We start from the raw sequence: 15,513 nt of genomic DNA, 5'->3' as shown, positions 1-15,513 counted from the left end.
ACTTCGATCAAGAATGCACCACAACAGACGCTTTCATCCAGGATTCGTCATTTCCTGTTGGACGAGTGTCGCATCGGCGGCATGCTGTCCTCATCGAGTTCGGCAAGGAGGGCGAACGCATGCTGCACACCGACATGCTGCCGCGAGACACCGCGGTGCAACTGATCGACGAGAACGGCGCGCCGGTCGCCGACGAGCACTACGCGCTCCCCGACACCGCCACCCTGCTGGCCGCGTACCGCGATCTGGTCGAGGGCCGGCGCATCAACGATCAGGCCGGTGCCCTGGTGCGTCAGGGCCGCCTCGCCGTCTACCCGTCGTCGCACGGGCAGGAGGCGTGCCAGGTGGGCGCCGCGATGTCCCTCGGCGACACGGACTGGCTGTTCCCCACCTACCGCGACTCGGTCGCCGTGATCGCCCGCGGCGTCGAGCCCGCCGATGCGATGGTGCTCCTCAAGGGCGACTGGCACTCGGGCTACGACGTGCGCGCGCACCGCGTCGCGCCCCAGGCAACCCCGCTCGCCACCCAGCTGCTGCACGCGGTCGGCTTCGCCCAGGCCGCCACGCACCGCGGTGAGGACACGGTCGTGCTCGCCCTCTGCGGCGACGGCGCCACGAGCGAGGGCGACTTCCACGAGGCGATGAACTTCGCCGCCGTCTTCCACGTGCCGGTCGTGTTCTTCGTGCAGAACAACGAGTTCGCGATCTCCGTGCCCCTGTCCCGGCAGACCGCTGCTCCCTCGCTCGCCCACAAGGCCATCGGCTACGGGATGCCAGGACAGCGCGTCGACGGCAACGACGTCGCCGCCGTGCTCGCGGTGCTCGACGAGGCGATAGGACGAGCGCGCTCGGGTGGCGGACCCACTCTCGTCGAAGCCCACACCTACCGGATGCAGGCGCACACGAACGCCGACGACGACACGCGCTACCGCGAACGCGACGAGGTGCAGGCGTGGATCGCCCGCGACCCGCTGACGCGGTTGCGCACCCACCTGACCGCCATCGGAGCCCTCGACGCCGATGCCGAGGAGCGCTTCGCCGCGGGGGCGGAGGAGATCGCCGCGGCCATGCGCACCGCCCTGAACACCGATGCCGACCTCGACCCGGAGGACCTGTTCCGGTTCGTGACCGCGCACCGCTCCCCCCAGCTCGACGAGCAGTGGCACCTGCTGCGCGACGAGATCGAACGATCGCACCTCGCCGATGCCGGGGCGACGCCGAACGGAGGCCACCGATGACCATCGCCCAGGACGACACCCGCGCCGACGCCGAGGCGGGCACCGTGTCGACCATGACCATGGCCGCCGCGTTGAACCGCGCCCTCGCGGACGCGATCGCGTCCGACCCGGACGTGGTGGTGTTCGGAGAGGACGTGGGCGCGCTCGGTGGAGTGTTCCGCATCACCGACGGCCTCACGGCGCGCTTCGGCGAGGACCGCTGCTTCGACACCCCGCTCGCGGAGTCCGGGATCGTCGGCACCGCGGTCGGCATGGCCATGAACGGCATGCGTCCCGTCGTGGAGATGCAGTTCGACGCGTTCGCGCTCCCCGCCTTCGAGCAGGTCGTCAGCCATGTCGCGAAGCTCGGCAACCGCACCCGCGGCGGCATGCGGATGCCCCTGGTGATCCGCATCCCGTTCGGCGGCGGCATCGGCGGCGTCGAGCACCACTGCGACTCGTCCGAGGCCTACTACGCGCACACGCCGGGACTCACGGTCATCAGCCCGTCCACCCCGCAGGATGCGTATTCACTGCTGCGAGCGGCCATCGCCTCGCCGGATCCGGTGATCTTCCTCGAACCGAAGAAGCTGTACTGGGCCAAGGGCGAGGTCGACACCACGATCACCGCCGAACTCGGCACCGCACGCATCGCCAGGGAGGGCACGGACGTCACGCTGCTCGCCTACGGCAGCTCGGTGCCGCTGGCGCTCGAGGTCGCCGAGGTCGCCGCCGCAGAGGGCCGCAGCGTGCAGGTCGTCGACGTGCGCTCGCTCTCGCCGTTCGACGACGCGACCGTGACAGCCGCGGTGCGATCCACCGGTCGCGCCGTGGTCATCGCCGAGGCGCCGGGGTACGTGAGCGTCGCCTCCGAGATCCAGGCGCGCGTGTTCGAGCGGTGCTTCGAGTACCTCGCCGCTCCCGTGCGCCGGGTCACCGGGTTCGACACCCCGTATGCGCCGCCGAAGCTCGAGCACTGGTATCTGCCCGACGTCGACCGCGTGCTCGACGCGATCGACACGCTGCACTGGGAGGAGGACGTATGAGCGCCCCCTTGAAACCGCACACCGGAACGCTGGTCTTCCGCCTGCCCGACCTCGGAGAGGGACTGACCGAGGCCGGACTCGTGCAGTGGCTCGTCGCGGTCGGCGACACCATCGCCACCGACCAGCCGATCGCCGAGGTCGAGACCGCGAAGAGCGTCGTCGAGCTGCCGTCGCCGTTCGCGGGGGTCGTCACCGCGCTGCACGGCACCGCGGGCGACACGATCGACGTCGGAGCTCCGGTGCTCGAGGTCGCGGATCCGAACGCCTCCGCGTCCGACACCGCCGCGCCGGCGACGCCCGCACTCGCCGAGCCCGGTGAGCCCGGTGAGCCCGGTGAGCCCGGTGAGCCCGGTGAGCCCGAGCACGAGGCGTACCGCGAGGAAGAGCGCGCCGGGTCGGGCAACGTGCTGATCGGCTACGGCACCACGTCCCGCAGCACGACGGGGCGCCGCCGTCCCGCGGCGTCGGGTGCGAGCCGTGCCGCTGCCCCGCCCCCCGAGCCGGCACCCGCGCCGGCACGCACGGACTCCACGGATCGTCGTCCCGTCGCGGTGCGCTCCCCGCTCGTGCGTCGCCTCGCCCGCGATCTCGGGCTGGACGTGCACGCGATCGTCGCGACCGGCCCCGACGGCGCCGTCACGCGCGCCGATGTGCTGCAGGCCGCGGTCGAGAACGCCGTCGACGGCGCCGCCGCGCACCACCGCTCCACCACCGGCTCCAGGACCGGCGCAGCGACCAGCCGCGCGGCTGGGACCGGCGAGACGCTCGACGGACTCGGCGTGCTCTCCCGCGAGCGCATGTCGGCCCTGCGTCGCGCCGTGAGCGCCACCCTCACCCGCAGTCGCTCGGAGATCCCCGAGGCGACCGTGTGGGTCGACGTGGATGCCACCGCGCTGTGGGACCTGCGTGCGCAGATGGCCCCCGCGGACGGCAAGGCCCCGTCGGTCACGGCACTCCTCGCTCGCTTCGTGCTGCTGGCGTTGGAGGACTACCCCGTGCTGGCCTCGCGCCTCAGCGAGAGCGCCGAGGAGCTGATCTCGTTCGACGGCGTGAACCTCGGAATCGCCGCCGACACCGAGCGCGGCCTCCTGGTCCCCGTGCTCGCGCGTGCCCACGAGCTGACGGTCGAGCAGCTCGACACCGCCCTGCGCGAGCTCGCCGTCACCGCCCGCGCCGGCACGATGCCACCCGAGCGCCTGCGCGGATCGACCTTCACCCTCAACAACTACGGCGGTCTGGGGGTCGACGGCTCGGCCGCGATCATCAACCACCCCGATGTCGCAATCCTCGGCATCGGGCGGATCATCGAGCGCCCGTGGGTCGTCGACGGCGCCATCGTCGCGCGGCGCATCGTGCAGCTGTCCCTCGCCTTCGACCACCGCGTGTGCGACGGCGGCTACGCAGCAGGGTTCCTGCGCCGGGTGACCGAGCTGATCGAGCATCCGCTGCGCGCGTTCGGGAGGGTGTGATGGCAGACGCGTTCCTCGTGGGAGGGGTCCGCACGCCGGTCGGACGCTACGGCGGCGCGCTCGCGAGCGTGCGCCCGGACGACCTCGCCGCCCTCGTCGTGCGGGCCGCCGTGGACCGCGCCGGCGTCCCGGACTCCGCGATCGACGAGGTCATCCTCGGCGCGGCGAACCAGGCGGGCGAGGACAACCGCAACGTCGCGCGCATGGCCGCACTTCTCGCCGACCTCCCCGACAGCATCCCCGGCATCACCGTCAACCGGCTCTGTGCCTCCGGGATGTCGGCGATCGCGATGGCCGCGCAGGCGATCCGTGCGGGCGACGCCGACCTCATCGTCGCCGGCGGTGTCGAGTCGATGACGCGCGCGCCGTGGGTGCAGGCCAAGCCGGAGCGGCCGTGGGCGAAGCCGGGCGAGGCGTTCGACACCTCGATCGGGTGGCGCTTCACCAACCCGCGCCTCGCCGCGCGCGACAAGGCCACGTTCTCGATGCCGGAGACCGCGGAGGAGGTCGCCCGTCGCGACGGCATCAGCCGCGAGGATGCCGACGCCTTCGCGCTGCGCAGCCAGCGCCTGGCCGTTGCCGCGATCGATGCGGGCCGCTTCGCACCCGAGATCGTCGCAGTGCCCACCCGCGCGGGCGAGGTCACGGTCGATGAGGGCCCGCGCCGAGACACCGATCTCGACGCACTCGCCGCGCTGCGTCCCGTCGTCGCGGGCGGCAGCGTCGTGACCGCGGGGAACTCCAGCTCGCTCAACGACGGCTCCTCCGCGATCGTGGTGGCGAGCGCCGAGGCCGTCCGCGCGCACGGCCTCATCCCGCGCGCACGGATCGTTTCGGCGACCTCGGCCGCCCTCGCGCCGGAGATCATGGGTCTCGGCCCCGTGCCCGCGACCGAGAAGGCACTGCAGCGAGCCGGACTCGCGCTCTCACAGATCGGGGCGGTCGAGCTGAACGAGGCGTTCGCCACCCAGTCGCTCGCGTCGATGCGCCGTCTCGGACTCGATCCCGACATCGTCAACCGCGACGGCGGCGCGATCGCGCTGGGGCACCCGCTCGGCTCCAGCGGGAGCCGGCTCGTCGTGACCCTGCTGGGACGGATGGAGCGCGAGGACGTCGACCTCGGACTCGCCACCATGTGCGTCGGCGTCGGCCAGGGCAGCGCCATGATCGTGGAGCGTGTGCGATGACGCTGCAGATCGAGGAGCACGACGACCGCGTCGTGGCGACGCTCGACCGCCCCGACAAGCGCAACGCCATCGACCAGGAGACCATCGACGCCCTGCACGCTCTGTGCGCCGCGCTCGAGGAGCACCCGCGCGTGCTCATCCTGACCGGCTCGGAGGGCGTGTTCGCCGCCGGCGCCGACATCGCGCAGCTCCGCGAACGCACCGCCGAAGACGCGCGCCGCGGCATCAACGCGATGGCGTTCATCCGGATCAACGAGCTGCCGATGCCCGTGATCGCCGCGATGGACGGCTGGGCGCTCGGCGGCGGCGCGGAACTCGCGTACGCGGCCGACATCCGCATCGGAACCCCCGCGCTGCGCATCGGCAACCCCGAAACGGGCCTGGGCATCATGGCCGCGGCCGGGGCGACCTGGCGACTGCCCGAGATCGTGGGTGCCGCGCGCGCGAGCGAGCTGTTGCTCACCGGACGCATCCTCACCGCGGAAGAGGCCCTGAGCTGGGGGCTGGTCTCGGCGCTGTATCCGCCCGCCGATCTGCTCGATGCTGCGCACGAGCTCGCCGACCGCATCGCCGCGGCCGATGACCTCGCCACCCGGCACACCAAGCGCGCGCTGCGGGCGCCGCGCGCCCAGCATCCGGCCGTCGAACTCGCGCTACAGGCCGAGCTGTTCGAGTCGCCCGAGAAGCAGCGCCGCATGACCGAGTTCCTGGAGAAGAGGTCCCGACGATGAGCGAGACGAGCAGTTCCGCCCCCGCCCGTGTCGGGGTGCTCGGCGGCGGCCGGATGGGAGCGGGCATCGCGCACGCGTTCCTGCTCGCCGGCTCGCGCGTGAGCGTCGTGGAGCGCGATCACGCGGCCGCTCGCTCGGCCGCGGAACGCCTCGGCGACAGCATCCGCCGCTCGCTCGAACGTGATCCGCAGCTGGAAGAGGTGCCGCTGCGCGACGGTTTCGAGTGCGGCACCGACGTCGCACTGTTCGGCGACTGCGACCTGGTCGTCGAAGCCGTCCCCGAGGACCGCGCGCTCAAGGAGCAGGCGCTGGGTCGGGCCGAGGCGGCAATGCCCGAAGGCGCCGTGCTCGCCTCCAACACGTCCTCGATCTCGATCGACGACCTTGCGGCGCAGCGCGCCCGCCCGGAGAGCTTCCTCGGGCTGCACTTCTTCAACCCGGTGCCCGCCTCGGCACTGGTCGAGCTCGTCCGCGGCTCGCGCACCGATGATGCCGTCGTCCACCGCGCACGCGCCTGGGTGCAGGCGCTCGACAAGGCCGCGATCGTGGTGCGCGACTCCCCCGGCTTCGCCTCGTCGCGACTCGGCGTCATGCTCGGGCTCGAGGCGATCCGCATGCTCGAGGAGGGTGTCGCGAGCGCGGCCGACATCGACGCGGCCATGACGCTCGGCTACCGGCATCCGGTCGGCCCGCTGCGCACCACCGACATCGTCGGACTGGACGTGCGACTCGGGATCGCGGAGGAGCTCGCCGCCTCGCTGGGCCCCCGATTCGAACCGCCCGCCCTGTTGCGGGCGATGGTCGCCGACGGCCGGCTCGGCCGCAAGAGCGGCGAAGGCTTCTACCGATGGAACGAGGAGACACCATGACCGAGCAGCTGTCGAGCACCGTCCTGCCGAGCTATGTCGAAGGCGCGTGGTGGACGCCCACCCCGACCGGCGCTCCCACGGTGGTGCGCGATGCCTCGACCGGGGAGATCGTCACGACCGTGAGCACCGAGGGCCTCGATCTCGGCGCCGCGTTGGAGTATGCGCGCACGGTCGGCCAGGCGAGCCTGCGGACGCTCACGTTCCACCAGCGCGCCGTGCTGCTCAAGCAGTTCGCGATCGCCCTCACCGCGCGCAAGGACGAGCTGTACGCCCTGTCCGCGCGCACCGGTGCCACCAAGACCGACTCCTGGGTCGACATCGACGGCGGCATCGGGGTGCTGTTCTCGTACTCCGGGAAAGGCCGTCGGGAGCTGCCGAACGGCACCGTGCACGTCGACGGACCGGTCGAACCCCTCTCGAAGGACGGCACGTTTCTCGGCCGCCACGTGTACACGACGCTTCCCGGCGTCGCGGTGCAGATCAACGCGTTCAACTTCCCCGTGTGGGGGTCGCTGGAGAAGTTCGCGCCGGCCTTCCTCGCCGGCATGCCGACGCTCGTGAAGCCCGCCACACCCACCGGCTACCTCGCCGAGGCGATGGTGCGGATCCTCGTCGAGTCCGGACTGCTGCCCGAGGGATCGCTGCAGCTCGTGAGCGGCAGCGTGCCGACGCTGTTCGAGCATCTGCGCCTGGGCGACCTCGTCGGGTTCACCGGCAGCGCCTCCACCGCCGAGAGCCTGCGGGCGCATCCCGCCGTGCAGACCGGTGGCGTGCGTTTCACGGCCGAGACCGATTCGATCAACGCCTCCGTGCTCGGCACCGACGCCGTCGCGGGCACTCCGGAGTTCGACGCGTACGTGCGCCAGCTCGTCACGGAGATGACCACGAAGGCGGGGCAGAAGTGCACGGCGATCCGGCGGGCGCTCGTCCCGACGGCGACGGCGGACGCCGTGATCGACGCGGTGCGCGCACGGATCGCCGAAAAGACCGTGCTGGGCGACCCGCGGGCCGAGGGCGTGACCATGGGCCCGCTCGCCTCGACCGCCCAGCGCGACGAGGTGCTGCGCCAGGTGCGCGCGCTGCAGGACGCCGGTGGAGAGCTCGTGATCGGGTCGACGGAGGCCCCCGAGGTGCGCCTCGCCGACGGCAGCATCGGCACACCGTCCGAAGGCGCGTTCGTCGCGCCCGTGCTGCTGCGCTTCGACGACCCGCAGAGCGACGCGGTGCACGAGGTCGAGGCGTTCGGCCCCGTCGCCTCGCTCCTCACGTACGACACCACGGCGGATGCCGCGGCCCTGGTTGGACGCGGCGGGGGTTCGCTCGTGACGAGCATCGCGACGCACGACCCGGTGCAGGCCGTCGAGCTCGCGACCCGCATCGCCCCGTTCAACGGCCGCATGCTGCTGCTCGACCGCGACGACGCCCGATCCTCGACCGGACACGGATCGCCACTGCCGAACCTCGTGCACGGCGGGCCGGGGCGTGCCGGCGGCGGTGAAGAGCTGGGCGGCATCCGCGCCGTGCTGCACCACATGCAGCGCACCGCCGTGCAGGGTTCGCCGCAGATGCTCACCGCCCTCACCAGCATCTGGCATGCGGGTGCCGCGGCGCACAGCGAGGGACGGCATCCGTTCCGCAAGTCGCTGGCCGAGCTGAACATCGGCGACCAGGTCGCGTCCGCCTCCCGCGAGGTCACGCTCGACGACATCGAGACCTTCGCGCACTTCACGGGAGACACGTTCTACGCGCACATGGACGAGGCTGCGGCTGCCGCGAACCCGTTCTTCCCCGGACGCGTCGCGCACGGCTACCTGCTCGTCTCCTGGGCCGCCGGGCTCTTCGTCGACCCGGAGCCGGGGCCTGTGCTGGCCAATTACGGCCTGGAGAACCTCCGGTTCGTCACGCCCGTCTCCCCCGGCGACCGCATCCGCGTCGAGCTCACCGCGAAGCAGATCACCCCGCGCGAGACCGACGAGTACGGCGAGGTGCGGTGGGATGCCGTGATCCGCAACCAGGATGACGAGACGGTCGCGACCTACGACGTGCTGACGCTCGTGACCAAGGAGCCCGTCGCCGCCGCGGTGCCCGCATGAGGGAGATGATGCGCCAGGATCGCGCCTCCGCCGCGCTCGGCATGGTCGTGGAGCACGACGAACCGGGACGCGCCGTGGTGTCGATGCGGGTGCGCGACGACATGCTGAACGGCTTCGCGATCACCCACGGCGGCCTGGTGTTCGCCCTTGCCGACACCGCCTTCGCGCTGGCCTGCAACGAGGACGAACGCGTGACGGTCGCCGCGGGCGCCGACATCACGTTCCTGAAGTCGACCACGAGCGGTCAGACCCTCACGGCCACCGCGGTGCGCCGCATCATCAGCGGACGCACCGGCCTCTATGACGTGACCGTGGCGGATGACACGGGCGAGACGGTCGCGGAGTTCCGCGGCCGCTCGCTCACCACGAACCGGGCCTGATCACCACCCGGGACCGGTTCCGCCTCAGCTCTCCGGCGAGAAGCCGTAGTGCCGCCGCAGGTTCGCATCCTCCGCGGTGATGCCGATGATGCGGGCTTCGGGATCCGCCGCATCGCGGTCCGTGTGGAACATCATCACGTGTCCGTCCCGCGTCGCGACACCGTAGTAGTCCAGCCCCGCAGAGATCACGTGCACCACGGTGCCCCCGGGGAACGCGGTCATCGCGGCGCTCACGGGATCGCCGACGCCGACCGTCCCCGCACGAGGGAGCGCCGCGCCGTCGGGCTTCGGAGCCTCATACGCGGCGAGAGCTCCGATTCGGAGTTGCGTGACGATGGTGGACGTGTCCTGCGTCCGGACCAGGATGCGCGCGCTGCCGTCAGGGCTCACCAGGGTGCCGTCGCCGGCTCCCCCCTCGGGCGCGATGACCTCTGCCCCCGGAGCCGCGGCGGCCACGGTCGCGAAGTCCTCGCCGAGGCGCAGTTGTCCGACTCCGTCGAAACCGATCGTCCATGTGCTCCATGCCGACGCCGGGTCTGCGGCGGGCGGCTCCTCGCGCGGCACCGGCGGGTTCTCGGTCAGCGTCTCCACCAGCCGGTCTCGAGCCGCTTCCGCCTGATCGGCGAGCAGGCGCGCGGCCGCGGCGGAGTCCAGGCCCGGCTCGCCGGTGAAGGGCTGCCAGAACTCGACGATGACGTTGCCGACCGAGGAGATGCCGAAGTACGTCCAGACCCACTCGCCCTGATCGCCGGGAATCATGAGCGGTGCGGCGATCGCCTGCACACCCTCCGGCTCGTCGACGACGACGGCCGCGTACGAGGAGTCATGTCCGTCGAACGTGAACTGCCCGCACGCCCGGGCAGCGGCGAGGTATTCGTCCATCTTCGCCTGCGTCTGCTTCTCGTCGGCGAACTGCAGCGCGTGCAGGTAGCCGTCGCGGCCGTCGCCCGCGGCGCCCGTCCAGGTGATCGTGCGGGCGCCGATCGAGCCCAGCGACGCCTCGTACAGGAGCACCGTGCAGATCTCCGGATCGATCGTGGCGCCCCATCCATCCGACACCTGCTGAAGGTTCGCGTCGGGATCGCTGATCTCGCCGGCCCCGGGGATCGTCGCCGCGATCTGCTCAGCCGTCGGCAGGAACCAGTCCAGCTCGTCTCCCACGAAATGCACCGGTCCGGCGTAGGGCTCCGGTGCTGCCGCGGTCGGCGTCGGCGTCGGGGTCGGGGCCGCCTGCGGCTCCGACGCACAGGCTGCGAGAGCGAGCAGTGGTCCGACGGCGACGATGCCGAGAGCGGCGGTGACGAACGAACGCGAACGCGACATGATCCTCCGATGGACACGTGGGTCGCGACTGCGACGCCCCCCCTCTGCTGCGAGGCTACGGGGTGCGGTGGCCCTCAAGAGGAACCACCTCCATGTCGAGATGAGAATGATACGGATCGCATTCCGTCTCACGCATACACGGTGCGCTCAGGAGCGGTTCAGCGGGTACCGGCCTCGCAGAGGACGGCTTCGGCAGCGGCTCTGGCCTCCTCCGCGGTCGCGACGGCCAGCACGGCGTCGGCCGCGCGTCGGCAATCCGCATCGGACACCTCGGCGAGCGCTTCGGCCACGCGTCCGAGCGATCGCGCCGTCATCGACAGCGACGTCGCCCCCAGCCCGACGAGCACCGGGGCGAGCAGCGGATCGCCGCCAGCCTCTCCGCACACGCCCACCGGTTTTCCCGCGGCGCGCCCGGCCGCACCGACCGTCCCGATCAGGCGGAGCACGGCGGGCTGCCACGTGTCGTTGAGGTCGCCGAGGTCGCTGAGCAGCCGATCCGCCGCCATCGTGTACTGCGCGAGGTCGTTGGTCCCCAGACTCACGAAGTCGACCACCTCGAACAGCTCGGCGGCCAGCAGCGCCGCAGACGGCGTCTCGATCATGATGCCGACCCGGCTGATGCCGGCGGCGCGCGCCCGCTCCGCGAACCCGCGCGCCTCCTCGACCGTCGCGACCATCGGCGCCATCACCCCGACCTCGGCGGACTCGTCCGCGGCCGCCGAGGCGAGGGCGCACAGCTGATCGTCCAACAGCTGCGGACGACGACGCGCGATCCGCAGTCCGCGCACGCCCAGTGCCGGGTTGTCCTCGTGCTCCGCGTTCGCGAAGGGCAGGGGCTTGTCACTTCCGGCGTCCAGCGTGCGGACCACGACCTTGCGTCCGGGGAAGGCGGCGAGCACACCGCGATACGCCGCGGTCTGCTCCTCGACCGACGGGGCATCCACCTGATCCAGGAAGCAGAACTCGGTGCGGAAGAGCCCGATGCCCTCCGCGTGCGCGGCGGCGGCGGCGATCGCGTCCGGCGCGCCACCCACGTTCGCGAGCAGCGCCACCCGCTCGCCGTCGGCGAGTCGTCCTCTGCCGTCGAACTCCACGACCCTCGCCGCGTCCGCGGCATCGGCTATGCGCGCGGCGGACGGGTCGACCTCCACCGTTCCGCGCCCGCCGTCGACCAGGAGGGTGGCGCCGATCGGGATGCCCGTGGCTCCGCCCACACCGACGACCGCGGGAAGGCCGAGCGAACGCGCGATGATCGCGGTGTGCGAAGTGGGACCGCCCTGCTCGGTGACGAGCGCGACACAGCGGCCGCCTTCGAGCGCGGCCGTGTCGGCGGGAGCGAGATCGGTCGCGACGAGCACGAACGGCTCATCGCGCTCCGGCACACCCGGCATGTCGACTTCGAGGATCTCGGCGATGATGCGGTCGCGCACGTCGCGGATGTCGGCGGCGCGCTCGGCCATGCGCCCGCCCAGCGCCGCCAGCCCCTTCTCATGCTCGGCGGCGGTCTCCCAGACGGCGCGCGCCGCGCTTCGTCCCTTCGCCCGCACGAGCGCGGTCGCCTCGGACACCAGTTCCGGATCGGAAGCGAGCAGCCGGGACGCATCGAGGATCGCCCTGGCCTCGCCCGTCGCCTGTGCGGTGCGGGTGCGCAGCTGGTCGGCCACGGCCACGGCCGCCCATTCGATCGCCGACACCTCGGCGTCGCGACGCTCCACCGGAACCTGCGCGCCTGCTTCGGGCTCCGGCAGCGGTGGCGCGATGTGCACCACGGGTGCCGCCACCCGACCGGGGCTCACGCCGCGGCCGTGCAGGACGGTGCCTGCCTCGATCACGGGTGCCGGTTCCGGGGTCGCCGTCGGCTCCGCGTCCCTCGGCGTCGGAGCGGCCGCGACCCCCTCGGTCCCTTCCCCGAACCCGTCGTCGAACAGCGCGACCAGACGGTCGAGCGCTGCGGCGGCGTCAGTTCCCCGGGCGGTAAGCTCCAGCTCGTCGCCCTGTCTCGCGCCCAGGATCAGCAGGCGGGACAGGCTCGCAGCCGCGGCCTCCGGGCCATCGGGCAGCCGTCGCACCCGCACGTCCGTGCCCGCGGACGCCTGGGCGATGAGCGCGGCGGGGCGGGCGTGGATGCCCTGCGGATTGCGCACCCGCACGCGGCGGACGATGTCCCCCTCACCCGCCGCATCCTCCGTCGAGCTCACTGGCAGGGACGGGGTGTCGTCCTCGGGGACGTCCAGCTGTCCCGTCTTCGCGGCGAGGGCGGCAGTCGCCTCTGCGGCGACCGCGTCGAGAGACGCCCCCGCGGCCGCCGCCACGACCGCGGCGAGCAGACCCTCCACGAACGGCGCGGGTGCCAGGCGCACCGGAACATCGCTCGCCCGCAGCTCCAAGGCCAGCTCGGCGCTCAGCACGGCCGAGCCGAGATCCATCAGGACCAGCACGCCGTCGCAGTCCGCCGCGAGCTCGTCGATCGCCGACGCCACCGCGACGGCATCCGTGCCGAGGATCGGCGCACCGTCGGCGTCCACCCCGGCACCGGCCGCGACCTGCACGCGGGCTCCCCCACCCGGCACCATCTGCAGGGCAAGCTCCAGGGCCGCCTCCCCGAGCCGCGCGCTGTGGGAGACGGCGACGATGCCGATCATCAGGCGCTGCCCGCCACCGCCGCGGCGAGCGTCTCGAACAGGATCGCGGTCGAGGCCGCCCCCGGATCGAGGTGACCCGCGCTGCGTTCGCCGAGGTAGCTCGCCCGGCCCTTGCGCGCGACGAGCGGCAGCGTGGCATCGCGCCCCACGTCCGCAGCCGCAGCCGCAGCCGTCGCGGCTTCCGGGATCGACGACCCCGCGGCGAGCGCGGCATCGAACGCGTCCACCGCCGGCGCCATCGCGTCGAACATCGTCTTGTCCCCGGCCTCGGCCTTGCCCCGCGCCACGATTCCTTCGAGCCCGGCCCGCAGCGCCGCTGCGAGGCCGGGTCCGTCGAGCTCTGTGACCGGTCCGGCGGTCATCCCCATGCGCAGGAAGAACGTGCCGTACAGCGGACCGCTCGCGCCGCCGACCGAGCTCACCAGCGTCATGCCGACGGTCTTGAGCAGGTCGTCGACCGTCGCGGGCGTGCCGGCGGAGAGCTTCTCCGCGACCGCGCTCATTCCCCGCGCCATGTTGGCCCCGTGGTCGGCGTCGCCGATGGCGGAGTCGAGTTCGGTGAGCCAGTCGCGCTTCTCGGTGACCGCAGCCCCGAAACGCGAGACCCAGTCCGCGAGCACTGCCGTGTCGATCGCCGCCATCACGCGCCCCACCGCAGTCCGGGGGTGTTCACGGGGGCGTCCCACAGCGCGAGGATCTCGTCGTCGGCCTTGAGGACCGTGACCGAGCAGCCGGCCATGTCGAGCGAGGTGATGTAGTTGCCGACCAGGTTGCGCACCACCTGCACACCCGCCTTCTCCAGCAACGCGGCGACCTCCGCGTACATGAGGTAGAGCTCGATCTGCGGGGTGGCGCCCATGCCGTTGACCATGACGATGGCCGGTCCGGTGAAGTCGAAGTCGGCGAGGATCGGCTCGACCAGCTGTCGGGCGATCTCGGATGCCGGGGCGAGGGGTTCGCGGTGACGGCCGGGCTCGCCGTGGATGCCGATGCCGATCTCCATCTGATCGTCCGGGAGGTCGAAGGTGGGCTTGCCCGCGGCCGGCACGGTGCAGCTGGTGAGCGCCATGCCCATCGAGCGTCCCTGGCCGTTGACCTTCCGGGCGAGCTCGACGACCGCGGCGAGGTCGCGCCCCTCCTCGGCGGCGGCGCCGACGATCTTCTCCAGCAGCACGGTGAGTCCGACGCCGCGACGTCCGGCGGTGTAGAGCGAGTCCTGCACGGCCACGTCGTCGTCCACGATGACGCTGCCCACTTCGATGCCGTCCATGGCGGCGAGCTCGGCCGCCATCTCGAAGTTCAGCACGTCGCCGGTGTAGTTCTTCACGATGTGCAGCACGCCGGCGCCGCGGTCGACGGCCTTGGTCGCGACCTGCACCCGGTCGGGCGTCGGCGAGGTGAAGACCTCTCCGGCGACGGCTGCGTCGAGCATGCCGGGTCCGACGAAACCGCCGTGCAGCGGCTCGTGGCCGGAGCCGCCTCCGGAAACCACCGCGACCTTGCCCTGCGCCTTGGGCGTCGCCCGCGTGATGACGTGGTTCTCCAGGTCGACCGAGAGCTCGGGATGAGCGAGCGCCACACCCTTCAGGGATTCGACGAGAACGTCCTCGGGGGCGTTGATGAGCTTCTTCATCGTTCGATCTCCTTTGATCCTTCGTGATTTTCGCGAAAATCGGAAAGCAATTCGTTAATGTCGAATATGCTCGGAGCCTGCCGGGTTGTCAAGATCAATCCTGAAGACCGGCACGACGAACCGGATCGACGACGAACCGGAAGGAGGAGGGCCGTGATCCAAGCGATCGACCGCGCAGCGAAGATCCTCGAACTGCTCCAGGGAGCGCGCCATCTCGGCATCACCGATCTCTCCCTCGCGCTCAGCCTGCCGCCGTCCACCGTGCACGGGATCGTGAAGTCGCTGCGCTCGCACGGGCTCGTGGCGAAGGAGCGTGGCGGTCAGCGCTACATGCTCGGCCCCACCCTGCTGCGCCTCAGCAACGTGTACCTCGACACGCTCGACGTGCGCGCGAGGGCGATGCGCTGGACGCAGGAGCTCGCGCGTCGCACGAACCTGTCCGTACGGCTCGGCGCACCCCACTTCACCGACGTCCTGGTCATCCACCACAACCTCCGCCCCGACGACAGTCAGCAGATGCTGGAGACCGGCGTCGCGATCCCGGCGCACGCCTCCGCGATGGGCAAGGTGCTGCTCGCTTACGACCTGGGCTTCCAGCAGAGCGTGTTCGAGCAGCCGCTGCGCAGCCTCACCGGAGACACCGTCACCGACATCGCACGGCTCACCCTGGAACTGCCGTCGATCGCGGAGCGCGGCAGTGCGGGCGAGTTCGACGAGGCCGTGCTCGGCGAGTCCTCGATCGCCGCTCCCGTCGCCGATGCGTCGAACGACATCGTCGCCGCCGTGGCCGTGGTGATGCCGACGTCGCAGACACCGCCCTCCGACGCCATCCTCAACGCCCTGCGCGAGACCGCACGGAACATCTCGCGCGAGCTCGGCGCCACCTCGTGGCCTCCGCGCATCGCCCCCGCCGACGACTGAAC

13 protein-coding genes are annotated in these 15,513 nt (G+C 71.8%); 9 read left to right on the top strand and 4 right to left on the bottom strand.

Annotation, left to right across the window (positions count from 1 at the left end; all coding sequences use genetic code 11):
- The first annotated feature begins 119 nt into the window (after positions 1 to 119).
- From WFM69_RS11330 to paaI, 8 genes are read left to right on the top strand one after another with little or no spacing between them, the layout of a single operon-like run.
- Complete coding sequence (locus WFM69_RS11330; RefSeq protein ID WP_337004683.1) at positions 120 to 1,238, top strand: thiamine pyrophosphate-dependent enzyme; 1,119 nt, start codon at positions 120 to 122, stop codon at positions 1,236 to 1,238.
- Positions 1,235 to 2,263, top strand: a complete 1,029-nt coding sequence (locus WFM69_RS11325; protein ID WP_337004681.1) for an alpha-ketoacid dehydrogenase subunit beta — start codon at positions 1,235 to 1,237, stop codon at positions 2,261 to 2,263. Before WFM69_RS11330 ends, WFM69_RS11325 begins: the two co-directional genes overlap by 4 nt.
- Positions 2,260 to 3,732 (top strand): dihydrolipoamide acetyltransferase family protein, encoded by a 1,473-nt coding sequence (locus WFM69_RS11320; protein WP_337004679.1) that lies wholly within the window; start codon positions 2,260 to 2,262, stop codon positions 3,730 to 3,732. Before WFM69_RS11325 ends, WFM69_RS11320 begins: the two co-directional genes overlap by 4 nt.
- Complete coding sequence (locus WFM69_RS11315) at positions 3,732 to 4,919, top strand: thiolase family protein (RefSeq protein ID WP_337004677.1); 1,188 nt, start codon at positions 3,732 to 3,734, stop codon at positions 4,917 to 4,919. Before WFM69_RS11320 ends, WFM69_RS11315 begins: the two co-directional genes overlap by 1 nt.
- On the top strand, positions 4,916 to 5,650 hold the full coding sequence (locus tag WFM69_RS11310) for an enoyl-CoA hydratase/isomerase family protein (protein WP_337004675.1): 735 nt from the start codon (positions 4,916 to 4,918) through the stop codon (positions 5,648 to 5,650). Before WFM69_RS11315 ends, WFM69_RS11310 begins: the two co-directional genes overlap by 4 nt.
- Positions 5,647 to 6,519 carry a 3-hydroxyacyl-CoA dehydrogenase family protein gene (locus WFM69_RS11305; RefSeq protein WP_337004673.1) on the top strand — a complete coding sequence of 291 codons (873 nt, stop codon included), beginning with the start codon at positions 5,647 to 5,649 and terminating at the stop codon, positions 6,517 to 6,519. Before WFM69_RS11310 ends, WFM69_RS11305 begins: the two co-directional genes overlap by 4 nt.
- On the top strand, positions 6,516 to 8,612 hold the full coding sequence (paaZ, locus tag WFM69_RS11300; protein WP_337004671.1) for a phenylacetic acid degradation bifunctional protein PaaZ: 2,097 nt from the start codon (positions 6,516 to 6,518) through the stop codon (positions 8,610 to 8,612). The genes WFM69_RS11305 and paaZ overlap by 4 nt, the downstream gene beginning before the upstream one ends.
- 5 nt (positions 8,613 to 8,617) lie before the next feature.
- On the top strand, positions 8,618 to 8,992 hold the full coding sequence (paaI, locus tag WFM69_RS11295; RefSeq protein WP_337004669.1) for a hydroxyphenylacetyl-CoA thioesterase PaaI: 375 nt from the start codon (positions 8,618 to 8,620) through the stop codon (positions 8,990 to 8,992).
- A gap of 24 nt (positions 8,993 to 9,016) precedes the next feature.
- On the opposite strand, the gene WFM69_RS11290 is transcribed toward paaI, so the two are convergent.
- From WFM69_RS11290 to dhaK, 4 genes are all read right to left on the bottom strand, one after another.
- Positions 9,017 to 10,315 carry a hypothetical protein gene (locus WFM69_RS11290; protein ID WP_337004667.1) on the bottom strand — a complete coding sequence of 433 codons (1,299 nt, stop codon included), beginning with the start codon at positions 10,313 to 10,315 and terminating at the stop codon, positions 9,017 to 9,019.
- A 158-nt stretch (positions 10,316 to 10,473) separates the two neighbouring features.
- Positions 10,474 to 12,957 carry a phosphoenolpyruvate--protein phosphotransferase gene (gene ptsP, locus WFM69_RS11285; RefSeq protein WP_337004665.1) on the bottom strand — a complete coding sequence of 828 codons (2,484 nt, stop codon included), beginning with the start codon at positions 12,955 to 12,957 and terminating at the stop codon, positions 10,474 to 10,476.
- On the bottom strand, positions 12,957 to 13,598 hold the full coding sequence (gene dhaL / locus WFM69_RS11280; protein ID WP_337004663.1) for a dihydroxyacetone kinase subunit DhaL: 642 nt from the start codon (positions 13,596 to 13,598) through the stop codon (positions 12,957 to 12,959). The genes ptsP and dhaL overlap by 1 nt, the downstream gene beginning before the upstream one ends.
- A complete protein-coding gene (dhaK, locus tag WFM69_RS11275) occupies positions 13,598 to 14,590 on the bottom strand; it encodes a dihydroxyacetone kinase subunit DhaK (protein ID WP_337004661.1) in 993 nt (330 codons plus the stop codon). Before dhaK ends, dhaL begins: the two co-directional genes overlap by 1 nt.
- A 153-nt stretch (positions 14,591 to 14,743) precedes the next feature.
- Between dhaK and WFM69_RS11270 the strand changes: the two genes are divergently transcribed.
- A complete protein-coding gene (locus WFM69_RS11270; RefSeq protein WP_337004659.1) occupies positions 14,744 to 15,511 on the top strand; it encodes an IclR family transcriptional regulator in 768 nt (255 codons plus the stop codon).
- The last annotated feature ends 2 nt before the right edge of the window (positions 15,512 to 15,513 follow it).

The sequence above is a fragment of the Microbacterium sp. LB12 genome (assembly GCF_037150835.1).
In the GTDB taxonomy this organism is placed as follows: Bacteria; Actinomycetota; Actinomycetes; order Actinomycetales; family Microbacteriaceae; genus Microbacterium.
Note: the sequence above shows the minus strand (reverse complement) of the source record. Positions and strands in the feature narration are given on the sequence as shown.